The sequence below is a fragment of the Dyella sp. S184 genome (assembly GCF_009766065.1).
In the GTDB taxonomy this organism is placed as follows: Bacteria; Pseudomonadota; Gammaproteobacteria; order Xanthomonadales; family Rhodanobacteraceae; genus Rhodanobacter.
Genome location: NZ_LMUE01000009.1, coordinates 158,288 through 184,404 on the forward strand (window position 1 = coordinate 158,288; position 26,117 = coordinate 184,404).

Consider the following 26,117-nt stretch of genomic DNA (forward strand, 5'->3'; position numbering starts at 1 on the left):
TTTAGCTATTCAGTCAAACGAATCAGATCAGGGCTTGCCCCAGCATGAGTGCTCACGGCGCCTCAGGCATGACCAGCCACATGATCAGGTAAATGAGGATGCCCGACCCACCCAGCAGGGTCAGCACGATCCAGGCAACCCGCACCAGGGTCGGGTCCCAGCCGTAATATTCGGCAATCCCACCGCAGACACCGGCGAGTTTTCTGTCATTGCGTGAGCGGTATAAACGCTTCTCCATATCGACGATCTCCGCGGGAAAGGCGTCAGTCTCGCGCACTCAGCCATTGATGGATAGCCGGTGGTACCTCGCGCTGCGCACGGCCGGACACATAGATGCCGATGTGGCCACCCTTGAACGCCAGCTGGGTGTAGTCGGTGGTGCCAACATGCTTGCCCATCGCACGCGAGGCATCCGGTGGCACCAGATGATCCTGCTCGGCGAAGATGTTCAGCACCGGGTGGGTCACCTTGCCCAGATCCACCAGTTTGCCGCCGATCTCCAGCGTGCCTTTGACCAGTTTGTTGCCCTGGTAGAAATCCTTGATGAACTGGCGGAACGCTTCACCTGCCTGATCAGGCGAATCGAAGATCCAGCGCTCCATGCGCAGGAAATTCTCCAGCTCGGTCGGGTTGTCGAGGATGTCGACCATGCCGATGTACTTCTGCTGGTTCAGTCGCACCGGCTTCAGCGTGAGGTAGACGTAGTTCATCAGCCCGGCGGGGATATTGCCCATGGTGTCGACAAACAGGTCCACATCCATGTTGCGGCACCAGTGCGACAGCATGTTGTCCGGCGTGTGGAAGTCCACCGGCGTGACCATGGTGATCAGGTTCTTCACCTTGTCCGCATGCAGCGCGGTGTAGCTCAACGAGAATGCACCACCCTGGCAGATGCCGAGCAGGTTGATCGCATCCAGTCCGTGCCGCTGGCGCACGACATCGACGCAACGATCGAGATAACCGTTGATGTAATCATCCAGGGTCAGCCAGCGATCGGCACCATCGGGATAACCCCAGTCGATCAGATAGACATCCTCGCCCTGCTCCAGCAGGTTGCGCACCATCGAGCGGTCGGCCTGCAGGTCGGTCATCCACACCGTGTTGACCAGCGCATAGACGATCAGCAACGGCGTCTTCGCGGTGGGCCTGCTGTGGCCCTCGAAGTGCCATACCTTCAGCTTGTCCTCGCTATAGACCAGTTTGCGCGGCGTATTCGCGTATTCGGGCTCGCGCATGCTGCGCAGGTGGCCCATGCCGGCGGCAAGCTTGCGCTGGAAGGTGGCAATGTCGCCCAGGGCCTTGGCCGGATCGATGCGCAATGGCGTATGCATGACGAGGTCTCCTTACTTACGCTTGCGCGGGTTGGTACCGGCGGGAGCAGCCTTGCTGCTGACGGTCTTGCGCGGCGCCACAACCGGAGCCTTGGCGATGGCCTTCTTTACTGCCACAGCATCCGGTTTCGCAGTCGCGCGCTTCTTCGCTGCGGGCGCTGCTGGTGTCGGGCTACTGGCAAACTGATGCTTGAGTGCAGCCAGTTCGCGTCGCAACGTCGCAATCTCATCGGAATGGTTTTCCGGCGAAGGCACCTGGTTCGCGCGTAGCTCGCGCCGCAATGCCTGCAATCGTTCACCGAGACTCGACACCTCGCTGCGGCTCGGCACACCCAGCTGCTGGCACATCTGTTCGGTCTGCTGTTGCTGCAACTGGCGCACGTGCATCTGCTTGTTGACCATGTCGCCGTAGGCATCGCGAAACTCGTCCGACAGCGCGATCTCGGCATAGGCTTCCTCGGCCGAATCCACCCACAGATCGTACAACGCCTTCAGCGAATCGATCTGACGACCAAGATCGGTATGTTGCGCAAGTTTGTCCTGCAAGCGTTCCATGCCCTGCTTGTTGGCGCGCTGGATCAGGGCCTGATAGCGCGCCGAAGCCTGCAGCGATTCCATGATCGCCGCTGCCGTCGCCTGCTGCTGCATCTGCTGCTCGCGGTTCAGGCCGAAGGCCGGTGTCGGCCCATGCGTGCCCGGCAGATCGCCAAAGCCACTGTGCTGCGCCGCCTGCATCCACGACTGCCATTGCCGGGAAAACCCCTCTGCGCCGGCGCTATCGATACCGCCAAACGCCTGCGCAAACGGCTGGCTGGCGCCGCCGAACATCTGCTGCAGCTGCTGGCGCCAATCGGTTGGCTGGGCCGCGGCACCGCCGGCGGCTGCGCCCTGCATCCAGTCGAAATAACCCTTCAGGCCGGCCAGGGTGCGTTCGAGTGTGTCGCTGCTGGAAGTGGGAGCTGCCGGCGGCGTGAAAAACGGATTGACGGCAGGCTGAGGCTGTTGCTGCTGCAACTGCCGTGCCCAGGCATCCCAGGACTGTTGTGCGAGTGCCTGATAGTCCCTGATGAAATCGTTTGCCGGGTCAGCCATGGGTGCATCCTCGTGCAATGTTCCCTGCATCCTAGCAAAAGCCTGTTGCACAAAATCATCGGCTTCAAAACGCACAAGGCCCGGCATGAGCCGGGCCTTGTGGAATCACGTTACATCGAAACTCAGGCGGTGGCGCCGTTGGCGCGCTCGTCTTCAGTCACAGCCTTCATCGACAGGCGGATGCGGCCCTGCTTGTCCACTTCGAGCACCTTGACCTTGACGATGTCGCCTTCCTTGAGCTTGTCGGAAACCTTCTCGACACGCTCATCGGAGATCTGCGACACGTGCACCAGACCATCCTTGCCCGGCATGATCGTGACGAATGCACCGAAGTCCATCAGCTTGGCGACCTTGCCTTCGTAGATGCGACCCGGCTCGACGTCAGAAGTGATCTGCTCGATGCGCTTCTTCGCCGCTTCGCCTGCTTCACGATTGACCGAACCGATGATGATGGTGCCGTCGTCGCTGATGTCGATCGTGGTGCCGGTCTCTTCGGTGATCGAACGGATCGTGGCGCCACCCTTGCCGATCACTTCACGGATCTTGTCCGGATGGATCTTGATGGTGATCAGGCGCGGGGCGAACTCGCTCATTTCCGTGCGGGCGGTGGTGAGCGCCTTGGCCATCTCGCCGAGGATGTGCAGACGACCACGCTTGGCCTGGGCCAGCGCCACCTTCATGATCTCTTCGGTGATGCCGTCGATCTTGATGTCCATCTGCAATGCGGAGATGCCATCGGCGCTGCCGGCCACCTTGAAGTCCATGTCGCCGAGGTGATCCTCGTCGCCCAGGATATCGGACAGCACGACGAAGTCGCTACCTTCCTTGACCAGGCCCATCGCGATACCGGCCACCGGTGCCTTCAGCGGAATGCCCGCATCCATCATCGCCAGCGAGGAACCGCACACCGAGGCCATTGACGAGGAACCGTTGGACTCGGTGATTTCCGAGACCACGCGCACCACGTACGGGAATTCCTCGATCGTCGGCTTCACTGCCTGCACACCGCGCTTGGCGAGGCGGCCGTGGCCGATCTCGCGACGCTTCGGCGCACCGAAACGACCAGCCTCACCCACCGAGAACGGGGGGAAGTTGTAATGGAACAGGAACGGATCCTTCGACTCGCCACCCGGCGCATCGATGATCTGGGCGTCACGCGTGGTGCCCAGCGTGATGACGACCAGGGCCTGCGTCTCGCCACGGGTGAACAGTGCCGAGCCGTGGGTACGCGGCAGCACGCCGACGCGTGCGGTGATCGCGCGGACGTCGTCGAGCTGACGGCCGTCGATACGTACCTTGGTCTTCAGCACGCTGTCGCGCATGGTGTGGTATTCAAGCTCGCCGAATTCCTTCGACAGCTCGGCAGATGCCCAGCCGTTCGCCTCGGCCTGCGCCTTCAGCTCACCCAGCACGTCGGCCTTGATCGCGGAAATCGCGTCGCGGCGCTGCAGCTTGTCGCGCACCTGGAACGCTTCGTCCAGCTTGCTGCCAACGGCGCCCTTGAGCGCAGCGACCAGCGACTCATTGCGCGCCGGTGCCTTCCAGTCCCATGACGGCTTGGCGGCTTCGGCAGCCAGTTCGGCGATCGCACGGATCGCGGTCTGCATCTGCTGGTGACCGAACATCACTGCGCCGAGCATTACGTCCTCGGACAGCAGCTGGGCTTCGGATTCCACCATCAGCACCGCACCGGCGGTACCGGCGACGACCAGGTCCAGCTGCGAAGTCTTCAGCTCGGTGGCCGTCGGGTTCAGCAGGTACTGGCCGTTGGCGTAACCGACGCGGGCAGCGCCGATCGGACCCTTGAACGGGATACCGGCCAAACTCAGTGCCGCGGAAGCGCCGAGCAGCGCAACGATGTCGCCGTCAACTTCCGGGTTCAGCGAGACGACCTGCGCGATGACCTGTACTTCGTTCTTGAAGTCTTCCGGGAACAGCGGGCGCACCGGACGATCGATCAGACGCGAGGTCAGCGTCTCCTTCTCGGTCGGACGGCCTTCGCGCTTGAAAAAGCCGCCCGGGATACGGCCGGCGGAGTAGAACTTTTCCACGTAGTCGACGGTGAGCGGGAAGAAGTCCTGCCCTTCCTTCTGCTTGGTGGCCGCCACGGCGGTGACCAGCACCACGGTGCCGCCCATGCTGGCCATCACCGCGCCGGACGCCTGGCGGGCAATTTCGCCCGTCTCCAGCGTGACTTCGTGACTACCGTACTGGAATGACTTGGTTACTTTTGCCACGTTGTTCTACTCCTCGTCCGGTGGATTAACGGCGCAGGCCGAGGCGTTCGATCAGGGTCTGGTAGCGCGCAAGATCGCGATCTTTCAGGTAGCTGAGCAGACGCTTGCGCTGGTTGACCAGCTTCAGCAGGCCACGGCGGGAGTGGTGATCCTGCTTGTGTTCCTTGAAGTGGCCGGTGAGATGGTCGATGCGGGCGGACAACAGGGCGACCTGGACTTCCGACGAGCCGGTATCGTTCGGCACGCGGCCGAAATCAGCAATGATCTTGCCGGTTTGTTCTGCAGTGAGGGACATGAGTATCGTTTCCTTAAAAGGCGATGCGAAGCTTGCGCAACGTCACCACGATGACGTTGCGCAAGCTTCGCCTAGATGAATGAAAGCGTTGAAATAACCTGTCTATTCTACTGATGGGCGTGGTGTTTCAACAAGTGCGCCGTGGTCCATCAGTACAAATTTATCGTCCGGCGGCAGGTTGAAGCCGCGCAGGATGCGTGTACGCCCTTCGACATCGAGTTCAAGAAGCGCCAGCAGGGCTCCATCGCTGGCATACGCCGCGCAGCGGCCAGCCGGCGGCGAGGGAATCAACTGGATCGGCTGCCCGCGTGAAATCGCCATGCTTTGCGGTTCATCGAGCTGTACGGCCGGCAGATCGGACAAACCCGCCGATATTGGCAACAGGTGCCCCAGCAAGGCTTCGTCACCCTGTTCAGCCGCCTGCTGCAGCGCGTCCAGCGTCACCATGCGTGGTCCGCGGAACGGTTCCACCCACAGGCGCCGTAGTGCCGTCAGATGGGCGCCACAGCCCAGATCCTCGCCGATATCCACGGCCAGTGAGCGTACATAGGTGCCGGAACCGCACTCCACGTACAGCTGTAATGTTTCAGCATCGCGCGACAGCAGGTCGAGCCGGTGCACGTCCACCTCGCGCGGCGGCACGTCGATGGTTTCGCCACGACGCGCTTTGGCATATAGCCGCTCACCGTCCTGCTTGATTGCCGAATACACCGGTGGCACCTGGGTGATGCGACCACGCAATTTGGCCAGCGCCGCTTCGATGCGCGCATCGTCAAGCAGTGGCACCGCACGCTGCTGCACGATGTCGCCTTCACAATCGGCCGAGTCGGTGGTGATGCCCAGCCGGCAATCGGCCACATAAGCCTTGCGCGCGCCGAGCAGGCTGCCGGCCAGTTTGGTCGCCTCGCCGAAGCACAGCGGCAACAGGCCGGTGGCCAGCGGATCGAGTGCACCTGTATGGCCGCCCTTGGACGCGCGCAGCAGACGCCGCACGGTTTGCAGCGCCTGGTTGGAACTCAGCCCGATCGGCTTGTCGAGCAGCACGATGCCGTGCAGGTCACGGTGCTTGATACGCGGCAGACGAAGACGACTCATCGGTGCAGAGCCTGTTCCAAGTCCCCGGATACCCCGCGCTGGGAGCTGTTTGCGCGCAGGCCAAGGAAGAGCGAAGGAGTGGACGTCCGCCCACGACTGAGCGATGACGCCGGCATGCGGGCAAACAGACCCAGCCCGAAGGGTTGCCATTGAGTGGCCGCCATGCGGCAGCGCGCGGCTTGACCTGACGGCCAGCCAGGCGCTGCGCCACGCACTACCACCTGGCGGCCACTCAATGACAACGCGGGGTATCCGGGGACTTGGAACAGGCTCTTACCCAACGTTCCGGTTCAATCCTGCTTGTCGTCGGTTGATTTGTCGTCCTTGAGCGGCACCAGGTCACGTGCCTGCTGGCGCAGCAAGGACTCGATGCGCTCGCCCTTGTCGACCGAGTCGTCATACTTGAACTTCAATTCCGGCACCCGGCGCATGCGCATGCCGCTGTGTGCCAGCGAATGACGGATTTCGTGACCGATCTCGTTCAGGGCCTTCACGGTCGGCAAACCCTGCTCGGGCAGCATCGCGGTCACCCATACCGTGGCCCAGTCCAGGTCACGGGTGATTTCCACGTCCGACACGGAGACCGACGGCAGCCCGTGATCACGCACGGCTGCATGCACCAGCAGGCCCAGTTCGCGACGCAACTCGGCACCGATGCGGTCGGTGCGTTTGAAATCACGGGATGGCATAAAAAAACCTGAGTTGTGAGTTGAGAGAAGTGAGAAACGAGAGGAAGCCATGGCCATTACTCTTTTCTCACTCCTGTGCACTCGTATCTGCTTAAAGGGTCCGCGCTACTTCCGTGCGCTCGAAGCATTCGATCTGGTCGCCCGGCTTCACGTCGTTGTACTGCTTGACCGCGATGCCGCACTCCATGCCGTTGCGCACTTCGTCGACCAGCTCCTTGAAACGACGCAGCGATTCCAGTTCGCCTTCGAAGATCACCACGTTGTCGCGCAGCACACGAATCGGCTTGCTGCGCTTGACCGAACCTTCGATGACCATGCAACCGGCCACGGCACCGAACTTGGAGCTGCGGAACACATCGCGAACCTGCGCGGTACCGATGATGTCCTCGCGCACTTCCATGCCCAGCAGGCCAGTCGCAGCCTGGGTCACCTGATCGATCACGTCATAGATGATCGAGAAGTAACGCACGTCGAGGCCAGCGGTCTCGATCACCTTGCGTGCCGACGCATCGGCGCGCACGTTGAAGCCGATGACCAGCGCCTTCGAAGCCGCCGCCAGGGTGGCATCGGATTCGTTGATGCCACCGACGCCGGACGAAACCACGTTGACCCGGACCCGTTCGTTGCCGATCTGGGTGAGCGACTCGCGCAATGCCTCGACCGAGCCCTGCACATCGCCCTTGACCAGGATGTTGAGCGTCTGCTGCTCCACGCCCTGACCCATCTTCGCGATGATGTCCTCGAGCCGGTTGCTCTTGCTGACCATGCGTGTTTCGCGACGCTTGAGCTCACGCTCCTGCGCAACCTCGCGGGCGAGACGCTCGTCCTCGACGCAGACGAAGTCGTCACCGGTTTCCGGTACGCCGGACAGACCCAGCACCTGCACCGGAATCGACGGGCCGGCTTCCAGTACCTGCTTGCCGGTTTCGTCGATCAGCGCGCGCATGCGGCCGTATTCGATACCGCAGACGATGAAATCGCCCTTCTTCAAGGTGCCCTGCTGCACCAGCACGGTCGCTACCGGACCGCGGCCACGATCCAGGCTGGATTCGATCACCACGCCCGAAGCGCGACCATCGGCCACAGCCCTGAGCTCCATCACCTCAGCCTGCACCGAGATCGCATCGAGCAGATCCTCGACGCCAGCACCGGTCTTGGCCGATACCGGGATGAACTGGACGTCGCCGCCCCAGTCTTCCGGCACCACTTCGTACTGCACCAGGCCTTGCTTGACGTTGTCCGGGTTGGCGCCGTCCTTGTCCATCTTGTTCACCGCGACGATCAGCGGCACCTTGGCGGCGCGCGCATGCTTCACCGCTTCCACCGTCTGCGGCATCACGCCGTCATCGGCAGCCACGACCAGGATCACGATATCGGTCGACTGCGCGCCACGGGCACGCATCGAGGTGAACGCGGCGTGGCCCGGGGTATCCAGGAACGTGATGACGCCCTTGGACGTTTCCACGTGATACGCACCGATATGCTGGGTGATGCCACCGGCTTCGCCGGAAGCGACCTTGGTGCGGCGGATGTAATCGAGCAACGAGGTCTTGCCGTGATCGACATGGCCCATGATCGTCACCACCGGTGGGCGCGTAACCTTCTCGCCTTCCAGTTCGACGTTCTGGGTATGTGCCGCCAGCGTTTCCTCGGCATTGTTCTGGCTGTCGGCTACCGGCGTATGGCCGAGTTCTTCGACCACCAGCACTGCAGTGTCGTGATCGATGGTCTGGTTGATGGTCGCCATGACGCCCATCTTGAACAGCGCCTTGACCACCTCGGAGCCCTTGACCGCCATCTTCTGCGCCAGCTCGGCGACGACGTTGGTCTCAGCCACCACCACTTCGCGCACCACCGGTGCGGTGGGACGCGAGAAACCATGCGGACCCGTCGGGGCATTGCTGCTACTGCGCGACATCTCGCGGATATTGCCGCGACCCGGCTTGCCACGCTTGTTGCTGCTGGAAGAACGACGGGCCCGATCAGCCTCGCTCAGATGCATCTGGCCACCAGCAAAACGCTTGCCGCCATCGCGTTCTTCCTTGCTTCCCGTGGTCTCGCTGCGCTCACGGGCATGCTTGGGCTTGCCGCGGGCGTCGCTGGCGGGTGCCGGCGCCGCTGCGGGGGTGCCAGCTGCTGCGCTGACGCGAGCTGCCGGCTTCACGGGCGCCACCACTGGCGCCACGGGTGCCACGACGGGCGCAACCACCGGCTTGACCAGCTTTTCGCGTTTGCGTGGCTCATGGATGCGGGGCAGGATCATGCCCAGGTCGCGCTGATCCATCCGCTGGACGGTGGCGGAGTCATCTTCGACCTTGTCGGTCGACACGACTTCAGCAGGCTGGGCCGGTTCCGGCGCTGCCACTGCGGCGGCAGCTGCTTCAGCTGCTGCTGGTACCGCTGCCTTGGCGGCCTCATGCTGTTTCTGTTCTTCCTGCCGCTGCTGCTCGTCCTGGGCGCGCTGCTGCGCGTCCTCATGGCGGCGCTGCTCGGCATCGAGGCGATCCTGCTCTTCCTGTTCACGCTGCAGCTGCGATTCCTGCAGCTTGCGCACAGCATCCTCGCGCTCGCCATCGACGCCCGCTTCCTCGGCAATCGTGCTGCGCTTGACGTAGGTACGCTTGGCGCGGACTTCGACATTGACCGTCTTGGCCGTGCCGGCTGCACCGCGGCCACCTGGGGTGGCCACTTTGAGTTCGCCGACCGTGCGTCGTTTGAGGGTGATCTGGCGCGGTGCGCTGTCATCGACCTCAACGGCAGTTTCGGTCTTCCCATGCGTACGGCGCAGGAACCCCAGCAGCTTCACCTTTTCGGTGCTGCTGATGACCTGTTCCTGATCGGAGAATTTCATGCCCGCCTCGCCAAGCTGCGTGAGCAGCTTGTCGACCGGCATGCCCAGCACCTGGGCGAGTTGTTTGATCGTGACGTCCGACATCGTGTTCTTTGCTCCGCCGTTCCCGCGCTTGGGCCCCTGTTCGGCCCTTATCGTCAGTGCGACATTATCCATGCCGCCACCTCCATCCTTGCTGAAAGGCTCCGTAAAGCCTTTCTCGGCGCACCCATCCAGGGTGCTGCCGTCCGCGGTTAGCCGCCTTTCTCCAGCCGCTCGATCATGGGCGCACGCGCGGCCATGATCAGTGCTGCAGCGCGCTCTTCGTCCATACCTTCGATATCGATCAGGTCATCCACCGCCAGATCGGCCAGATCGTCAACCGTGCTCACTTCGCGAGCCGCCAGCGCATACGCCGTCGTCTCATCCATGCCTTCCAGCGCAAGCAGCTCCGCAGACGGCTGATGCTCCTCGACGCCCTCCTCCACCGCCAGTGCCTCGGTCAGCAGCGCATCACGGGCACGGGCACGCAGTTCCTCGACGATATCCTCGTCGAAACCCTCCACTGCCAGCAGCTCGGCGCTCGGCACGTAGGCAATTTCCTCGATACTGGAGAAACCTTCCTGCACGAGGATGACAGCAATTTCCTGATCCACTTCGAGCTTGTCCATGAACAGCTGGCGCGCGGACTCCTGCTCGGACTCGCTCTTGGCGGTGACCTGGTCCTGGGTCATCACGTTGAGCTGCCAGCCGGTCAGCTTGCTGGCGAGGCGCACGTTCTGGCCACCACGACCGATCGCCTGGGACAGCTTGTCCTCGGCCACCGCGATGTCCATCGAGTGCTTTTCCTCGTCCATGATGATGGACTGCACTTCCGCCGGCGCCATCGCATTGATGACGAACTGCGCCTGGTTCTCGTGCCACAGGATGATGTCGACGCGCTCGCCGTTGAGGTCGTTGGAGACGGCCTGCACGCGCGAACCGCGCATGCCGATGCAGGCACCGATCGGATCGGTGCGGCTGTCATGTGCCAGCACGGCGATCTTCGCGCGGTCGCCCGGATCACGGGCACAACCCTTGATCTCGACCAGGCCCTGGCCGACTTCCGGCACTTCCAGCTTGAACAGCTCGATCATGAACTCCGGAGCGGCACGCGACACGAACAGCTGCGGGCCACGCACTTCCGACTTCACTTCGTAAAGATAACCGCGCACGCGGTCGCCGACGCGGGCCGATTCACGTGGAATCGTCTTGTCGCGCGGAATGAACGCCTCGGCATTGCTGCCCAGGTCGAGGTAGATGTTGCCGCGCTCGACGCGCTTGACGATGCCGGTGACCAGTTCGCCAACGCGGTCGGCGAAGGCATCGACCACCTGCTGGCGCTCGGCCTCGCGCACGCGCTGCACGATCACCTGTTTGGCGGCCTGCGCGGCAATGCGTCCGAATTCGGCATTTTCGACCTGCTGCTCGATGTACTCGCCGACTTCGGCGTCGGCGCGCTCGTCCAGCGCATCCATCAGGCGCAGCTGGTAGGACGGCGATTCCATCTCGCCATCGTCGGCAATGACTTCCCAGCGACGGAAAGTCTGGTACTCGCCAGTGTCATGGTCGATCGACACGCGGATGTCCGGCTCTTCTTCCGGATAGCGCTTCTTCGCGGCCGAGGCCAATGCAGCCTCCATCGCCTCGAAAATCACATCCAGCGGCACGCCTTTTTCGTTGGCAACCGCCTCGACGACCAGCAAAAGTTCTTTGCTCATTGCAGCAACTCCGTAGGCATCCCGTCCGGATACCGATGGTTAAATTGTTGAGTTCATCCCGGAACTCAAAACCTGGAACGCAGCCATGGATGGCCGCACTAATTAGTTCTTGCCGGCCGGCTTGCCGCCGCGCTTGGGCTGCGGCGCATAACCCAGCGCCACCCAGTCCGGCACCACACGCGCACTTTCCACCAGCGCGTGCTCGAATTCGAATGTCTTGCCTTCGGCTTCCAGCGTGATCCGCTCGCCATCCACCAGAACCAGCTTGCCGCGCAGGCGGCGACGCCCTTCCAGCGAAGCTTTCAGCAGCAACTTCACTTCCTGCCCGCTGACCTGCGCAAACTGTGCTGCAGTAAACAGCGGTCGATCGATTCCCGGCGAGGAAACTTCCAGCACGTAATGTCCCGGAACCGGGTCTTCCACATCGAGTAGCGCGGACAGCTCGCGGCTGGCGCTCTCACAATCCTCGATACCGACCTCGCGACGTTCACCTTCGCCCGTGCTGCTCTTATCAAGCAAGTCCAGATAAACGCGCAGGGTACTCTGACCATGCGACGGGGTGAACTCCACGCCAAGGCATTCCAGGCCCAGATCGGCCAGTACCTCGGTGAAGCGTTGTGCCAGTGCCTGTGTATCCATCGATATACCTTTACCCGATCACACTTTCAGAACAGCAGAAACAAAAAATGGGCTCCGACGGCCCATTTCCATATCTCGCCGATGTCCCTCTCCTGCAGCTCCATCCGACACCGAAGCCATCAACCGAGGCACGGCGCGACGCATCCGTGCGCCCAACAAAAAAGCCTCACGAGGAGGCTTTCTTGCATCAAGAAAGATCTGGTAGCGGGGGCAGGATTCGAACCTGCGACCTTCGGGTTATGAGCCCGACGAGCTGCCAGACTGCTCCACCCCGCATCAGAGTCCGAAGATTCTAACGTGATGGCCAGTTTCTTGCAAGCCTCAACATCAACGAATCCATCTTCAAGCAGCAAATCATCGCGCCATGCGCCTGGATTTGCGTATCCATCGATCAGAGTCCGAACGCATGACGGCACCAGCTCAGCAGCGGCCCCCAGTAAAGACCAAGCACCAGCAGCGACAGCGCATTCAAGGACAGCACCACGCGCAAGGACACATCCGGTTTGGCCTGCAGCACGCTGCCTTCTGTCGGCTTGTCGAAATACATCACCTTGATCACGTACAGGTAGTAATACAGGCCGATGATTGCGAACACGATGCCGACGATGGCCAGCCATAGCATGCCCGCATGGATCGCAGCTTCCAGCACCAGCGCCTTGGCCCAGAAACCAAACAATGGCGGCACGCCGGCCAGCGAGAACATCGCCAGCAGCATCAGGAACGCCATCCACGGCGACTTCTGGTTGAGCCCCTTCAGGTCGGCAATTTCCTCGCACTCGAAACCGGCACGAGTCAACGCCAGCATGACGCCAAATGCAGCCACGCTCATCAGTGCATAACAGATCGCGTAGAACATCGCCGCGGCATAGCCTTCCGGCCCTGCAGCTGCCAGACCCAGCAGCAGATAACCCATGTGCGAGATGGTCGAATACGCCAGCATGCGCTTGAGATTGGTCTGCACGATCGCGACGAGGTTACCGATCGCCAGCGATGCCACCGCCAATACCGCCAGCATCAGCTGCCAGTGCTGCGACAGGTCGCCCATGCCCGAGCTGAGCAGGCGATACGCCATGCCGAATGCAGCCAGCTTGGAACCCGAAGCAATAAAGGTAGTGACCGGAGTCGGCGCACCTTGATAGACGTCCGGTATCCACATGTGGAACGGAGCAGCACCGAGCTTGAAGCCGATGCCGACAATCATGAAGATCAACCCGAACAGCAACAGATTCGGCGCCGTGGTGTAGGACGCCACGTTGTGCAATTGCGCGAGATCAAGGCTCGGCGTACCGCCCATGCCTGAAGCACCATAGACCATCGACATGCCGTACAGCAGCATGCCCGAGGCGAGTGCGCCCAGCACGAAGTACTTGATCGCCGCCTCGGACGGCAACCTTGCATCACGGTTCAATGCAACCAACGCATACGACGACAGCGACAGCAGCTCCAGTCCCAGGTAGATGGTGACCAGGTTGCCAGCCGACACCAGCAGCATGATGCCGATCACCGCGAAGATCATCAGCGTGTAGAACTCGCCGATCAGCAGTTTGCGGTCGATCAGATACGGTCGTGCATACACCATCACCAGCACGGTGGTGCCCAGTGCAAAGATCTTGAGGATCAAGGATGCCTCGTCCCGTATGAACATGCCGCCAAACGCAGTGACCGCCTGTTCCGGCTGGCCGACAATCAGCAGGTAGATTCCCACCAGCAGTACGGCGATCGAAATCCAGTGCAGCATGGGGCGCTGCTCCGGTTTCATGAAGGCATCCATCAGCAACAGCAAGCACGCCGCCGCCACCAGATAGAACTCCGGCAACATGATCAGGATGTCATTGAGATTCGGCATATTCAGTCCTGATCAAATCTTGTGAATGACGATCTGATGCACCAGGTGCGACACCGAGCTGTCCATCAGATGGACCAGCGGCTGCGGCCAGATGCCAAGCGCCAGTACGGCGGCAGCGAAGGCCACCAGCACGAAGGTCTCGCGACCGTTGATTTCCTTCATCTCGGCCACGTGCGGATTGGTGATGTCACCCCACAGCACGCGCTTGACCAGCCACAGCGTGTACGCCGCACCAATGATCAGGGTGAACGCGGCAAACACCGCGATCCATGGATTCGCGCTGAAGCTGGCCAGGATCACCATGAACTCGCCAACGAAACCACTGGTACCCGGCAGGCCGCAGTTCGCCATCGCGAACAGCACGTAGAAGAAACCGAACCACGGCATCACGTTGATGACGCCGCCGTAATCCTTGATCTGTCGTGTGTGCATGCGGTCATACATCACGCCAATGCAGGTAAACATCGCGCCCGAGATGAACCCGTGCGAAATCATCTGCACCATCGCGCCCTGCATGCCCAGCAGCGCCATGTCGATATTGCCCGACTCACGCACCAGCAGGAACGCGATGAAGATACCCAGCGTGACGAAGCCCATATGGGCCACCGAGGAATACGCCACCAGCTTCTTCATGTCCTCCTGTACCAGCGCGACATAGCCGATGTAGACGATGGCGATCAGGCTCAGCACGATCACCAGCCACGCAAAATGTTCGCCCGCATCCGGCACGATCGGCAGCATGAAACGGATAAATCCGTAGGTACCGACCTTCAGCATCACGGCCGCCAGTACCACCGAGCCTCCGGTCGGCGCCTCCACGTGGGCATCCGGTAACCAGGTGTGCACCGGCACCATCGGCACCTTGATCGCGAACGCAATCAGGAACGCGAAGAAAATCCACGTCTGTTCCTTCATCGTCAGCGGCAAGGCCGCCAGCGTGGCGAGGTCGAACGTGCCGGCCTTCTGGTACAGGTACAGCAGCGCGATCAACATGAAGACCGAGCCGAAGAACGTGTAGATGAAGAACTTCAGCGTCGCATACACCCGCCGCGGGCCACCCCAGATACCGATCAGGATGAACATCGGGATCAGGATCGCCTCGAACAGCGCGTAGAACAGCAGCGCGTCGGTTGCACAGAAGACACCGATCAGCAGGCCTTCCAGGATCAGCATCGCAGCCATGTACTGGTGCGGCTTGTCCTGGATGACTTCCCACGCGCCGGCGATCACCAGGATGCCGACAAAGGTGGTCATCAGGATCAGCGCCACCGAGATACCGTCGACCGCCAGGCTGTAATGGACACCCCACGAGGCGATCCACAGATAGCTTTCGGTCAGCTGCATGCCGCCCGCGTCAGGGTGGTACTGCACCAGCAGGAACAGGCTGACCACGAAGGTCAGCACGGCCACCAGTAGCGATAGCCAGCGCGCCAGATTGGGCCGGCCGGAGCCGGCAAGCAGCACCGGAATGGCGCCGGCGACGGGGAGCCAGATAAGCAGGCTGAGCAAGTGAGTGAACATGTGTGCTTGCTTCCCTTATTGCCCGACCAGGCCGGAACCGATCAGCCCGGTACCAAAGAACCAGTACCCGCCTAGCAGCAGGATCAGGCCAAGAATCATCGCGAAGGCGTAGTGATAGAGATAACCCGACTGCAGACGGCGCATCGTGGCGGCGATACGGTGAATCATGCTCACCGAGCCGTTGACCATGGTGTCGTCGATCACCGCCGTGTCACCGGCCTTCCAGAACAGGCGGCCGAGCTTGACGCCACCGCGGGCAAACACCGCGAAATAGACGTCGTCGATCCAGTACTTGCGGTCGAGCACGGTCCATAGCGGCTTCAACGCCGACTTGATCTTCCCAGCCATGGCCGGGTTGAACAGGTAGATGTAGGTGGTGATCACGAACGCCGTCAGCACCAGGAAGAACGGCAACTGGATAAACCCGTTCAGTGCCATCCCAAAAGCACCGTGGAAATCCTTGCGACCCAGTTCGGCCAGCACGTCGTTCGCTTCATCCACATGAATCGCACTGCCAAACCATTTGCCGAACAGCATCGGTCCGACCGTGAAGAAACCAACCAGCAGCGACGGTATCGCCAGCAGCACCAGCGGCAGCGTCACCACCCACGGTGATTCCTTCGGCGCATGCTCCAGCACGCCCGGCTCGTGATGGCCGTGATCGTCATGCGCATCCTGATGGGGGGCGTGGCCATGATGCGCGACGACGGTGAAGCGCTCCTTGCCGTGGAAGGTCAGGTACATCTGGCGGAACGTGTACAGCCCGGTCACCAGCGCGCCAGCCATCACGCAGAAATAAGCGTAGCTCGAACCCCAGCGATGCGACTCGCCGACCGCCTCGATGATCGCATCCTTCGAATAGAAACCCGAGAAGAACGGCACGCCGCACAGCGCCAGCGAACCGATCCACATGGTGATCCAGGTGATCGGCATGTACTTGCGCAGGCCACCCATGTAACGCATGTCCTGCTCGTGATGCATCGCGATGATCACCGAACCGGCACCGAGGAACAGCAGCGCCTTGAAGAACGCATGCGTCATCAGGTGATACACCGCGCCGCTGTACGCCGACACGCCGAGCGCCACCGTCATGTAGCCCAGCTGCGACAGCGTGGAATACGCCACCACGCGCTTGATGTCGTTCTGCACGATGCCAATCAGGCCGGTGAACAGCGCGGTGGTGGCACCGATCACCATCACGAAGCTGAGCGCGCTCTGCGACAGTTCGAACAGCGGCGACATGCGCGCCACCATGAAAATGCCGGCAGTCACCATTGTCGCCGCATGGATCAGCGCGGAGATCGGGGTCGGGCCTTCCATCGAGTCGGGCAGCCACACATGCAGCGGCACCTGCGCCGACTTGCCCATCGCACCGATGAACAGGCAGATGCAGATCACCGTGGCGGCATCCCACCGCGTGCCCGCGGTGATCTGCAGGGTCTTGCCGATCAGCGAAGGCGCCGAGCCAAACGCAGTTGCGTAATCCAGCGTGCCGAGGAAATACAGCACCGCCGCGATACCGAGCAGGAAGCCGAAATCACCCACGCGGTTGACCAGGAACGCCTTCAGGTTCGCGAAGATCGCGGTCGGTTTCTTGTACCAGAAGCCGATCAGCAGGTACGACACCAGGCCCACCGCTTCCCAACCGAAGAACAGCTGCATGAAGTTGTTGCTCATCACCAGCATGAACATCGAGAAGGTGAACAGCGAGATGTAGCTGAAGAAGCGCTTGTAGCCTTCGTCGTCGGCCATGTAGCCGATGGTGTACACGTGCACCAGCAGCGACACGAAGCTCACCACCACCAGCATCATCGCGGTCAGGCGATCGATCAGGAAGCCGACGCTGGCGTTGAAGTGGCCGATCTGGAACCAGGTGTAGATGTTCTGGTTGTACTCAACCGCCCCACCAAGGGTGAGCTGGTACAGCACGTAGAACGACAGCGCGCAGGAGATCGCCACGCCGAGGATGGTGACGCTATGCGAGCCCGCGCGACCAAGGAACTTGCCCAGGAAGCCGGCCAGCACGCAGCCGACCAGCGGCGCCAGTGCGATCGTCAGCAGAATGGATGTCGAAAGACCCATGTGATCAGCCCTTCATGCTGTCGATGTCGGCGATATTGATCGTGCTGCGATTGCGGAACAGCAGCACCAGGATCGCCAGGCCGATGGCAGCTTCTGCCGCGGCCACGGTGAGAATGAAGAACACGAAGACCTGCCCCGATACGTCGCCGAGGAAGCGCGAGAACGCCACGAAATTCGTGTTCACCGCCAGCAGCATCAGCTCGATCGACATCAGCAGCACGATCACGTTCTTGCGATTGATGAACAGGCCAGCGACGGCAATGCAGAACAGCACCGCGCCGAGCACGATGTAGTGCGATAGCGTGATCATGGTTTGGACTCCTGCGGCGAGGCCGGCGATTCCCCTGCGGGACGCTCGGCGGCCATCTTCACGATACGGATGCGATCACGCGGGTTCACACTGACCTGCTGGCTGGCCGACTCATGGCGCATATCGCTGCGCTGACGCAGGGTCAGCGCCACGGCTGCCACCACACCCACGGTGAGGATCAGCGCCGCAATCTCGAATGGCAACAGGTATTGCGTATACAACGCGCGACCCAGCCATGCGGTGTTGGACGTACCCGCTGCGGCTGCCGGATCGGCGCCCATGACCTGTGCATGCATCGCGCGCACGCCGATCAGCCCGAGCATCTCCACCAGCATCACGATCGCCACGATCAGTCCGATCGGCAGGAACTTCACGAAACCCTCGCGCATCTTCTCCTGGTCGATGTCGAGCATCATCACCACGAACAGGAACAGCACCATCACCGCGCCGACATAGACCACGATCAGCGCCAGTGCGAGAAACTCGGCATCGGCCAGCATCCACAGGCAGGCGGTGCTGAAGAAGGTGAGCACCAGCGCCAGCACGGCATGCACCGAGTTCTTCAGGGTGATCACCGACAGCGCTGCTGCCACGGTGACGAAACCGAAGGCGTAGAAGCAGATGAGTTGGAACAGTTGGGGATTCATCGTCAGCCTCAGCGGTACGCCGCGTCTTGTGCGCGGTCAGCGGCAATCTGCTGCTCGAAGCGATCACCGATGGCCAGCAGCTGCTGCTTGGTCACCACATTCTCGCCACGATGCTCGAAGTGGTATTCGTGGATGCTGGTCTCGACGATCGAATCGACCGGGCAGCTCTCTTCGCAGAAGCCGCAGAAGATGCACTTGAACAGGTCGATGTCGTAGCGCGTGGTACGGCGCTGGCCATCGCTTTCGCGCGGTGCCGAATCGATCGTGATCGCCAGCGCCGGACACACCGCCTCGCACAGCTTGCAGGCGATGCAGCGTTCCTCGCCGTTCGCATAGCGGCGCAGCGCATGCAGGCCGCGGAAGCGGTTCGACTTGGGGATGTGCTCCATCGGGTAGCGCACGGTGTACTTCGGCTTGAACATGTAGCCCAGCGTCAGCCCCATGCCCTGGAACAGTTCGATCAGCAGCAGACTCTTGAAATAAGCGGATATGCGATTCATTGGATGTCTTTATGCCCCCATGCCAACGCTGACCCAGCCGAAGTACTTCATGCAGCCGGCGACCAGCACCCAGACGATGGCGATCGGGATAAGCACCTTCCAGCCGAGCCGCATGATCTGGTCATAGCGGTAACGCGGAAAGGTGGCGCGGAACCACAGGAACATGAAGGCGAACAGGAACGCCTTGATGAACAGCCAGATGAAACCACCCTGACCGATGAAGCCCCACGTATCGGGGAATGGCGACAGCCACCCACCCATGAACAGGATCGCGGCCAGGAAGCTGACCAGGATCATGTTGGCGTATTCGGCCAGGAAGAAGATCGCGAAGGCCGAGCCGGAATATTCCACGTGGAAACCGGCGACGATCTCCGACTCGCCCTCGGCCACGTCGAACGGCGCACGGTTGGTCTCGGCCACACCTGAGATGAAATAGATCACGAACACCGGCAGCAACGGCAGCCAGAACCAGTCGAACAGGCCTTTGTGACCCGCCTGCGCATTCACGATATCGGTGAGGTTCAACGAGCCGGCAAGCACCAGTACGCAGACGAGGCACAGGCCCATCGCCAGTTCGTAGGAGATCACCTGCGCCGCCGAACGCATCGCACCCAGCAGCGCGTAACGCGAGTTGGAGGCCCAGCCAGCGAGGATGATGCCGTATACGCCGAGCGAGGTCATCGCCAGCAGATACAGCACACCCGCATTCGCGTTGGACAGCACCATCTTGCTGCTGAACGGGATCACCGCCCACGCTGCCAGCGCCGGGATCAGCGTCAGCAACGGTGCCAGGTAATACAGGAACTTGTTCGCATTGGTCGGCAGGATCACTTCCTTGATCAGCAGCTTGACCACGTCGGCGAATGCCTGCAGCAGGCCGAACGGACCGATCTTGTTCGGCCCCATGCGTACATGCATCCAGCCGATGACCTTGCGCTCCCAGTACACGAACATCGCCACTGCGATGATCAGTGGCAGCACGATGGCCACGATGTACAGCACCGGGATCAGGAGCTGATGGATAAGTTGATCAGCCATGATGCTTATGCCTTGCTCAAGGTGATGACCGCGCCATACGGCGGCAGCGTGGCGGTGAGATCCTGGGCCGCCTCGATCCATGCCGCACCATCCGGCACAGCCACATCGACGACCAGCGGCAACAACACCTCGCCGATGCGCACCTGTGCACCGGCGGCCAGACCGAGTCGTTGTGCCTCAGCCGCATTCAGACGCACCGCCGGGGCACGGTTGAGCGGATGTGCATTCAGTGCCGTGGCACGACGCAGCACCGCATCGCCGCGATAGATCGGCCAGGTAGCGAGACGGGTCAGACCACTGGCAGCCATGCGCACGGCCAGACCGCTGCGCGACGTCGCCGCACGCTCGCTGATGCCATCACGCAAGCCGGCGATGTCATCAAACTCGAAGCCGGCCAGCTGCAACGCACCGCCAAGTGCGCGCAGCACCTTCCAGCCGGGACGTGCCTGACCGGGTGCCTTGGCGCCGGCGCTGACGCCCTGCGCCAGGCCATCGACATTGACCAGGGTGGCATCGATCTCCGGCAGCAGCGCGATCGGCAGGATCACGTCAGCCACTTCACGCAACGCAGTGCTGGCGTAGGCGCTGAAAGCCACCACCTGCTCCGCACTGCGCAACGCCTTCAGCGTTGCCGCGCCATCGGCGAAATCGTGCGGTGGCTCGACGCCATACAGCACGTAGCTCTTGCGCGGCTGGGCCAGCATGGCCTGTGCATCCAGACCGCCATTGCCCGGCACCACGCCAAGCTTGACCAGTCCCATCGCATTGGCACCGACCGGCAATTCGTTGTAGCCGGCACCGGTGGCTTCGGCAATGAAGCGGGCAAGCACACGCAGCCATGAAGCCTGCGGATGAGTCACGCCAGCTTCGCCAAGGATCACCACGGCCTTGCCCGATTTCAGCGCAGCGATCGCATCGCTGTCACCTTCGTCGCTCTGCGCAGCATTGATGGCATCAGCCAGCGCAGCCGGTGCACTCGCACCCAGCGTCACCGCAGCCTTGGCCAGCGCCAGCAGCGCATCGACCAGCGACTGCGGCGCAACGATCGATTCGCCCGCAAGCTTGTAATTGAAATCGAAGCTGGCCGGATTGACGGTGTAGACCTTGGCGCCCTTCTTCACCGCCTGATGCAGGCGATGGTTGAGCAGCGGCATCTCATGCCGCAGATCGGAACCCACCAGCAGTGCCGCCTTGACCTGGTCAACCTCGACGACAGGCAACCCGAATGGCTGTGCCACGGCGTTGTCGGCAAAATCGAGCTGACGCAGTCGATGGTCGACATGCGCGCTGCCCAGACCGAGGGCGAGACGCATCAGCAGATCGCCCTCTTCGTTTGAACTGGCCGGATGCACCAGGATGCCCAGCTCGTTGCCCGGCAGCTTCTTCAGCGCTTCACCGGCAAACTGCAATGCATCTTCCCAGGTGGTCGTCTGCCATTGGCCGTTGCGCTTCACTTCCGGCGCGTGGATACGGTCGGCTGCGTACAGGCCCTGGTGGCTGTAGCGATCGCGATCGGACAGCCAGCATTCGTTGATCGTTTCGTTGTCGCGCGGCACCGTGCGCAGCACGTCGCCGCGGCGTGTATGCAACCACAGGTTGGAGCCGAGTGCGTCGTGGTAACCGATCGACGGCTTGGCGATCAGCTCCCAGGCACGCGCCTGGAACTGGAACGGCTTGTTGGTCAGCGCGCCCACCGGGCAGACGTCGACGATATTGCCGGACAGCTCCGTCTCGATCGTCTTGCCGATATAGGTGCCGATCTGCAGGTTCTCGCCACGGCTCATGCCGCCAAGTTCGTAGGTGCCAGCAATCTCGCTGGTGAAGCGCACGCAGCGCGTGCACTGGATACAGCGGGTCATCTCTGTGGCGACCAGCGGCCCTAGGTTCTCGTCGGCAATGGTGCGCTTGCGCTCGGTGTAGCGCGACACGCTACGGCCGTAGCCCAATGCCACGTCCTGCAGCTCGCACTCGCCGCCTTGATCGCAGATCGGGCAATCGAGCGGATGGTTGATCAGCAGGAACTCCATCACGTCTTTCTGGAACTTCAGCGCCTTGTCCGAGCGCGTCGTCACCTTCATGCCCTCGGCCACCGGCGTGGCGCAGGCCGGCTGCGGCTTGGGCATCAGCTTGCCGCCCATCTCCACGTCGACCAGGCACATGCGGCAGTTCGCGGCAATCGGCAGCTTGCGGTGATAGCAGAAGCGCGGGATCGCGACGCCGATCGCGTCGGCCGCCTCGATGATCATCGCGCCCTTGCGGATCTGCGTGGGCTTGCCATCGACCTCGATGTTGATCAGGTCGGGCGCGGTGTTATTGGTTGGCTGCGCACTCATGCAGCAACTCCACGCTGATTTGCAGGGTTGGCTTCGGCCAGCTTGTCATCGACCATCGAATGGCCGTGCTGCACGAAGTATTCGAATTCGTTCCAGAAACGCGCGAGGAAACCCTGCACCGGCCACGCGGCGGCTTCGCCGAACGCGCAGATGGTGTGACCCTCGATCTGGCCGGCAATCGCCTTCAGTCGGTGCAGGTCGTCCTGGGTGCCCTTGCCCTCGACGATGCGCGAGAGCACGCGATACATCCAGCCGGTGCCTTCGCGACACGGCGTGCACTGACCGCAGGATTCGGCCATGTAGAAACGCGAGATGCGATGGCAGACCTTGACCATGCAGGTGGTCTCGTCCATCACGATCACGGCGCCGGAGCCAAGACCCGAACCGGCCTTCTGCAGGCAGTCGTAGTCCATCGTGCTCTCGAGCATGATGTCGGCCGGCAGCACCTTCATCGAGGAACCGCCGGGAATCACCGCCTTCAGCTTGTGGCCGTTGCGCACGCCGCCGGCCATTTCCAGCAAGTCCTTGAACGACGTGCCGAGACGGATCTCGAAATTGCCCGGGTTGTTGACGTGACCGGAGACCGAGAAGATCTTCGGTCCGCCGTTGTTCGGTTTGCCCAGGCTCAGGAACCAGTCCGCGCCGTTGCGCAGGATCGCCGGCACCGAGGCATAGGTCTCGGTGTTGTTGATCGTGGTCGGCTTGCCATACAGGCCGAAACCGGCCGGGAACGGCGGTTTGAAACGCGGCTGGCCCTTCTTGCCTTCCAGCGACTCCATCAGTGCAGTTTCCTCACCGCAGATGTAGGCGCCTGCGCCGAGCGCGTTGTAGATATCCACGTCGATGCCGCTGCCCTGCACGTTCTTGCCGAGCAGGCCGGCTGCATACGCTTCCTTCAGCGCTTCTTCCAGATGCTCGTACGGCTCGTGGTGGAATTCGCCACGCAGGTAGTTGTAGGCCACGCTCGAGCCGGTGCAATAGCAGGCAATGGCCATGCCCTCGATCACCGAATGCGGGTTGTAGCGCAGGATGTCGCGATCCTTTGACGTGCCCGGTTCGGATTCGTCCGAGTTGCACAGGATGTATTTCTGCATGTCGCCCTTCGGCATGAAGGACCACTTCAAGCCGGTCGGGAAGCCCGCGCCGCCACGGCCGCGCAGGCTGCTTTTCTTGATTTCGTCGATCAATGCTGCCGGATCGGGCTTCTCGGCGAGGATCTTTCTCCATGCCTTGTAGCCATCGACCTTCTCATAGCTTTCCATCGCCCACGGCTTGTCGAAATGCAGCGTGGTGTAGACGACCTGATGTTCCTGCGGTGCTGGTCCGACTGCCATGGCTTATTCCAACCCGTCCAGAATTTCGTCGAGCTTCTCGGTGGTGAGACGCTCGTGGTAATGCCCATTCACCGTCATCGCCGGCGCGTACACGCAGGCGGCGATGCACTCCTCTTCCTGCTTCAGATAGATGCGGCCGTCCGGCGTGCTTTCACCGGTCTTGATGCCGAGCTTCTTCTCGCAGTGGCGCACCAGACCTTCCGCGCCGTTGAGCCAGCACGAGATGTTGGTGCAGATCGCCACGTTGTTGCGGCCGACCGGCTTGGTCTCGAGCATCGAATAAAAGCTGGAAACCTCGTAGGCCCACACTGCCGGCAGGTCGAGATACTTCGCGACAGCAGTGATCAGCTCGTCGGTGAGGAAACCCTGGTTCTGTTCCTGCGCGGCAAACAACGCCTGGATCAGCGCCGAGCGCTTGCGATCCGGCGGGAACTTGGCCACCCACTCATCGATGTGATGGCGGGTATGGTCGTTGAGTGCGACGAGCGGATCGACGTTCCTGACCTGCTCGAAATGTCCGGTGGCTTTCATGCGTTTCTCCGTCGTGCCGGCTCAGCGATCCACTTCGCCGAACACGAGGTCATAGGTACCGATCATGGCTACCACGTCGGCGAGCATATGGCCGCGCACGATGGTGTCCATGGATGACAGGTGGGCAAAACCTGGTGCGCGCAGATGCGCGCGGAACGGTTTGTTGGCGCCGTCGGAAACCAGATAGCAGCCGAACTCGCCCTTGGGCGCCTCGACCGCGGCATAGGTTTCGCCGGCCGGCACGCAATAGCCTTCGGTGAACAGTTTGAAGTGATGGATCATGGCTTCCATGTCCTCCTTCATCTCGACCCGCGACGGCGGCGCAACCTTGAAGTTCTGCACCATCACCGGGCCGGGATTGGCCTTCAGCCACTTCACGCACTGCTGGATGATCCGGTTCGACTGGCGCATCTCTTCCACGCGACACAGGTAACGGTCGTAGCAGTCGCCGCCGACGCCAACCGGGATGTCGAAATCCATCTCGGCGTACTTCGCGTACGGCTGCTTCTTGCGCAGATCCCATTCGACGCCGGAACCACGCAGCATCACACCGGTCATGCCCCACTGCTGGGCCAGCTCCGGGCTGATCACGCCGATGCCGACGGTGCGCTGCTTCCAGATGCGGTTGTTCGTCAGCAGATCTTCGTACTCGTCCACCTTCGACGGGAAGTCGCTGGTGAACGCCTCGAGGTAATCCAGCATCGAACCTTCGCGCCAGCTGTTGATGCGCTTCAGATCCTTGCCCTTGTGCCACGGCGACTCGCGGTACTGCGACATCTGTGCGGGCAGATCGCGGTAGACACCACCGGGACGGTAATACGTCGCGTGCATGCGCGCGCCGGAAACCGCCTCATAGACGTCCATCAGCTCCTCACGTTCGCGGAACGCGTAGAGGAACACCGCCATCGCGCCGAGATCGAGCGCGTTCGAACCGATCCACATCAGATGGTTCAGGATGCGGGTGATCTCGTCGAACATGGTGCGGATGTACTGCGCACGCTCTGGCGCCTCGATCCCCAGCAGGGTCTCGATCGCCTTTACGTAAGCGTGCTCGTTGCACATCATCGACACATAGTCGAGACGGTCCATGTAACCGATCGACTGGTTGAACGGTTTGGACTCGGCCAGCTTTTCGGTACCACGGTGCAGCAGGCCGATATGCGGATCGGCACGGACGATGGTCTCGCCGTCCATCTCCATGATCAGGCGCAGCACGCCATGCGCGGCCGGATGCTGCGGGCCGAAGTTCATCGTGTAATTGCGAATTTCCTGCACGATCAGTTCCTCTGCCAATCGTCGGCCGCTTCGGCCTTGGCCTGCATCAGGTCGGCGTCATCACGGATGGTGCGCGGCACCAGCACGCGCGGCACGATCGATACCGGCTCGTAGATCACCCGCTTCTGCTCGGGGTCGTAACGCACCTCGACATTGCCGATCAGCGGGAAATCCTTGCGGAATGGATGGCCGACGAAACCGTAGTCGGTGAGGATGCGGCGCAGGTCGGGATGGCCATCGTAGATGATGCCGTAAAGGTCGAACGCCTCTCGCTCGAACCAGTTCACGCCTGGCCACACCAGGGTCAGCGACGGCACTACCGGCATGCTGTCGTCGGCACAGAACACACGCAGACGCAGGCGATGGTTGTGCTCGATGGAAAGCAGGTGGATCACCGACGCGAACCGACGCGGCTCATTGTCGGCGCGCGGACGTCCAGCCCAGTCGAAGCGGCCCATCGCCTGACCTTCCACGCCACGCGAGAAGCCTTCGCCGGCCGCCGTGTTGGTATCCCACTCGGTCTGGCCGTAACCCAGGTAGTCGACGCCGCACAGATCGATCAGCTCGCCGAAGCGAAACGCCGGCTCGTCACGCAACGCGGTGGCAACCGCGATCAGGTCGGCGGCGGCCAGTTCGGCCGTGGTCTCGTTGCGTACCGTGCTGATGGTCAGTGTGTCGCCGAATCGCGCAGCGAGGCGCTCGGCCAGCGAGGTCGCAGGTGTGTCGGACATA

At 61.9% G+C, this 26,117-nt stretch carries 22 protein-coding genes and 1 tRNA gene; all 23 read right to left on the reverse strand.

Annotated features, from left to right (window positions below; all coding sequences use genetic code 11):
* Positions 1-52 precede the first annotated feature (52 nt).
* The 23 genes from GSQ75_RS12825 to GSQ75_RS12935 all read right to left on the reverse strand — a co-directional run bounded on the left by GSQ75_RS12825 (position 53) and on the right by GSQ75_RS12935 (position 26,116).
* Complete coding sequence (locus GSQ75_RS12825; protein ID WP_158755274.1) at positions 53-238, reverse strand: PspC domain-containing protein; 186 nt, start codon at positions 236-238, stop codon at positions 53-55.
* 25 nt (positions 239-263) lie between these two features.
* Positions 264-1,331 (reverse strand): class III poly(R)-hydroxyalkanoic acid synthase subunit PhaC, encoded by a 1,068-nt coding sequence (gene phaC / locus GSQ75_RS12830; RefSeq protein WP_158755275.1) that lies wholly within the window; start codon positions 1,329-1,331, stop codon positions 264-266.
* 12 nt (positions 1,332-1,343) lie between these two features.
* Complete coding sequence (locus GSQ75_RS12835; protein WP_158755276.1) at positions 1,344-2,423, reverse strand: poly(R)-hydroxyalkanoic acid synthase subunit PhaE; 1,080 nt, start codon at positions 2,421-2,423, stop codon at positions 1,344-1,346.
* Positions 2,424-2,545: 122 nt separating this feature from the next.
* A complete protein-coding gene (gene pnp, locus GSQ75_RS12840) occupies positions 2,546-4,660 on the reverse strand; it encodes a polyribonucleotide nucleotidyltransferase (RefSeq protein WP_158755277.1) in 2,115 nt (704 codons plus the stop codon).
* 25 nt (positions 4,661-4,685) lie between these two features.
* Entirely contained in the window at positions 4,686-4,955 is a 270-nt protein-coding gene (gene rpsO / locus GSQ75_RS12845) for a 30S ribosomal protein S15 (protein ID WP_077518183.1), read from the reverse strand.
* A gap of 102 nt (positions 4,956-5,057) precedes the next feature.
* Positions 5,058-6,050 (reverse strand): tRNA pseudouridine(55) synthase TruB, encoded by a 993-nt coding sequence (gene truB / locus GSQ75_RS12850; protein ID WP_158755278.1) that lies wholly within the window; start codon positions 6,048-6,050, stop codon positions 5,058-5,060.
* Between the two features lie 290 nt (positions 6,051-6,340).
* Positions 6,341-6,739, reverse strand: a complete 399-nt coding sequence (gene rbfA / locus GSQ75_RS12855) for a 30S ribosome-binding factor RbfA (RefSeq protein ID WP_158755279.1) — start codon at positions 6,737-6,739, stop codon at positions 6,341-6,343.
* 91 nt (positions 6,740-6,830) lie between these two features.
* Complete coding sequence (gene infB, locus GSQ75_RS12860; RefSeq protein ID WP_158755763.1) at positions 6,831-9,674, reverse strand: translation initiation factor IF-2; 2,844 nt, start codon at positions 9,672-9,674, stop codon at positions 6,831-6,833.
* 149 nt (positions 9,675-9,823) lie between these two features.
* Positions 9,824-11,329: a transcription termination factor NusA gene (nusA, locus tag GSQ75_RS12865; protein WP_158755280.1), complete on the reverse strand. Its 1,506-nt coding sequence runs from the start codon at positions 11,327-11,329 to the stop codon at positions 9,824-9,826.
* 102 nt (positions 11,330-11,431) lie between these two features.
* The gene (gene rimP / locus GSQ75_RS12870) at positions 11,432-11,968 is read right to left on the reverse strand and encodes a ribosome maturation factor RimP (protein WP_158755281.1); all 537 of its coding nucleotides are present in this window, start codon (positions 11,966-11,968) and stop codon (positions 11,432-11,434) included.
* Between the two features lie 199 nt (positions 11,969-12,167).
* Positions 12,168-12,244 (reverse strand) — tRNA-Met (locus GSQ75_RS12875).
* Positions 12,245-12,359: 115 nt separating this feature from the next.
* Positions 12,360-13,814 carry an NADH-quinone oxidoreductase subunit NuoN gene (nuoN, locus tag GSQ75_RS12880; RefSeq protein ID WP_158755282.1) on the reverse strand — a complete coding sequence of 485 codons (1,455 nt, stop codon included), beginning with the start codon at positions 13,812-13,814 and terminating at the stop codon, positions 12,360-12,362.
* Positions 13,815-13,826: 12 nt separating this feature from the next.
* The gene (locus tag GSQ75_RS12885; protein ID WP_158755283.1) at positions 13,827-15,335 is read right to left on the reverse strand and encodes an NADH-quinone oxidoreductase subunit M; all 1,509 of its coding nucleotides are present in this window, start codon (positions 15,333-15,335) and stop codon (positions 13,827-13,829) included.
* Positions 15,336-15,350: 15 nt separating this feature from the next.
* Entirely contained in the window at positions 15,351-17,417 is a 2,067-nt protein-coding gene (gene nuoL, locus GSQ75_RS12890; protein WP_158755284.1) for an NADH-quinone oxidoreductase subunit L, read from the reverse strand.
* 4 nt (positions 17,418-17,421) lie between these two features.
* Positions 17,422-17,727: an NADH-quinone oxidoreductase subunit NuoK gene (gene nuoK / locus GSQ75_RS12895; RefSeq protein WP_158755285.1), complete on the reverse strand. Its 306-nt coding sequence runs from the start codon at positions 17,725-17,727 to the stop codon at positions 17,422-17,424.
* Positions 17,724-18,374, reverse strand: a complete 651-nt coding sequence (locus tag GSQ75_RS12900) for an NADH-quinone oxidoreductase subunit J (RefSeq protein WP_158755286.1) — start codon at positions 18,372-18,374, stop codon at positions 17,724-17,726. The genes nuoK and GSQ75_RS12900 overlap by 4 nt, the downstream gene beginning before the upstream one ends.
* A gap of 8 nt (positions 18,375-18,382) precedes the next feature.
* Positions 18,383-18,874, reverse strand: coding sequence for an NADH-quinone oxidoreductase subunit NuoI (gene nuoI / locus GSQ75_RS12905; protein ID WP_158755287.1), 492 nt, complete (start codon positions 18,872-18,874; stop codon positions 18,383-18,385).
* Between the two features lie 9 nt (positions 18,875-18,883).
* The gene (gene nuoH, locus GSQ75_RS12910; protein ID WP_158755288.1) at positions 18,884-19,912 is read right to left on the reverse strand and encodes an NADH-quinone oxidoreductase subunit NuoH; all 1,029 of its coding nucleotides are present in this window, start codon (positions 19,910-19,912) and stop codon (positions 18,884-18,886) included.
* A 5-nt stretch (positions 19,913-19,917) separates the two neighbouring features.
* Positions 19,918-22,245 carry an NADH-quinone oxidoreductase subunit NuoG gene (nuoG, locus tag GSQ75_RS12915; RefSeq protein WP_158755289.1) on the reverse strand — a complete coding sequence of 776 codons (2,328 nt, stop codon included), beginning with the start codon at positions 22,243-22,245 and terminating at the stop codon, positions 19,918-19,920.
* Positions 22,242-23,579 carry an NADH-quinone oxidoreductase subunit NuoF gene (nuoF, locus tag GSQ75_RS12920; RefSeq protein WP_158755290.1) on the reverse strand — a complete coding sequence of 446 codons (1,338 nt, stop codon included), beginning with the start codon at positions 23,577-23,579 and terminating at the stop codon, positions 22,242-22,244. Before nuoF ends, nuoG begins: the two co-directional genes overlap by 4 nt.
* A 3-nt stretch (positions 23,580-23,582) precedes the next feature.
* On the reverse strand, positions 23,583-24,110 hold the full coding sequence (nuoE, locus tag GSQ75_RS12925; protein ID WP_158755291.1) for an NADH-quinone oxidoreductase subunit NuoE: 528 nt from the start codon (positions 24,108-24,110) through the stop codon (positions 23,583-23,585).
* Between the two features lie 21 nt (positions 24,111-24,131).
* A complete protein-coding gene (locus GSQ75_RS12930; RefSeq protein WP_254058606.1) occupies positions 24,132-25,361 on the reverse strand; it encodes an NADH-quinone oxidoreductase subunit D in 1,230 nt (409 codons plus the stop codon).
* A gap of 26 nt (positions 25,362-25,387) precedes the next feature.
* Positions 25,388-26,116 (reverse strand): NADH-quinone oxidoreductase subunit C, encoded by a 729-nt coding sequence (locus GSQ75_RS12935; RefSeq protein ID WP_158755293.1) that lies wholly within the window; start codon positions 26,114-26,116, stop codon positions 25,388-25,390.
* Between the last annotated feature and the right edge of the window lies 1 nt (position 26,117).

Bases quoted from the DNA above. Each gene is read 5' to 3' on its own strand.
- rpsO (WP_077518183.1), bottom strand. From the start codon at position 4,955: ATGTCCCTCACTGCAGAACAAACCGGCAAGATCATTGCTGATTTCGGC.
- rimP (WP_158755281.1), bottom strand. From the start codon at position 11,968: ATGGATACACAGGCACTGGCACAACGCTTCACCGAGGTACTGGCCGAT.
- nuoG (WP_158755289.1), bottom strand. From the start codon at position 22,245: ATGAGTGCGCAGCCAACCAATAACACCGCGCCCGACCTGATCAACATC.
- GSQ75_RS12835 (WP_158755276.1), bottom strand. From the start codon at position 2,423: ATGGCTGACCCGGCAAACGATTTCATCAGGGACTATCAGGCACTCGCA.
- nusA (WP_158755280.1), bottom strand. From the start codon at position 11,329: ATGAGCAAAGAACTTTTGCTGGTCGTCGAGGCGGTTGCCAACGAAAAA.
- GSQ75_RS12825 (WP_158755274.1), bottom strand. From the start codon at position 238: ATGGAGAAGCGTTTATACCGCTCACGCAATGACAGAAAACTCGCCGGT.
- rbfA (WP_158755279.1), bottom strand. From the start codon at position 6,739: ATGCCATCCCGTGATTTCAAACGCACCGACCGCATCGGTGCCGAGTTG.
- GSQ75_RS12935 (WP_158755293.1), bottom strand. From the start codon at position 26,116: ATGTCCGACACACCTGCGACCTCGCTGGCCGAGCGCCTCGCTGCGCGA.
- nuoI (WP_158755287.1), bottom strand. From the start codon at position 18,874: ATGAATCGCATATCCGCTTATTTCAAGAGTCTGCTGCTGATCGAACTG.
- nuoF (WP_158755290.1), bottom strand. From the start codon at position 23,579: ATGGCAGTCGGACCAGCACCGCAGGAACATCAGGTCGTCTACACCACG.
- GSQ75_RS12885 (WP_158755283.1), bottom strand. From the start codon at position 15,335: ATGTTCACTCACTTGCTCAGCCTGCTTATCTGGCTCCCCGTCGCCGGC.
- nuoL (WP_158755284.1), bottom strand. From the start codon at position 17,417: ATGGGTCTTTCGACATCCATTCTGCTGACGATCGCACTGGCGCCGCTG.
- phaC (WP_158755275.1), bottom strand. From the start codon at position 1,331: ATGCATACGCCATTGCGCATCGATCCGGCCAAGGCCCTGGGCGACATT.
- GSQ75_RS12930 (WP_254058606.1), bottom strand. From the start codon at position 25,361: ATGAACTTCGGCCCGCAGCATCCGGCCGCGCATGGCGTGCTGCGCCTG.
- nuoK (WP_158755285.1), bottom strand. From the start codon at position 17,727: ATGATCACGCTATCGCACTACATCGTGCTCGGCGCGGTGCTGTTCTGC.
- nuoE (WP_158755291.1), bottom strand. From the start codon at position 24,110: ATGAAAGCCACCGGACATTTCGAGCAGGTCAGGAACGTCGATCCGCTC.
- nuoN (WP_158755282.1), bottom strand. From the start codon at position 13,814: ATGCCGAATCTCAATGACATCCTGATCATGTTGCCGGAGTTCTATCTG.
- nuoH (WP_158755288.1), bottom strand. From the start codon at position 19,912: ATGGCTGATCAACTTATCCATCAGCTCCTGATCCCGGTGCTGTACATC.
- truB (WP_158755278.1), bottom strand. From the start codon at position 6,050: ATGAGTCGTCTTCGTCTGCCGCGTATCAAGCACCGTGACCTGCACGGC.
- GSQ75_RS12900 (WP_158755286.1), bottom strand. From the start codon at position 18,374: ATGAATCCCCAACTGTTCCAACTCATCTGCTTCTACGCCTTCGGTTTC.
- infB (WP_158755763.1), bottom strand. From the start codon at position 9,674: ATGTCGGACGTCACGATCAAACAACTCGCCCAGGTGCTGGGCATGCCG.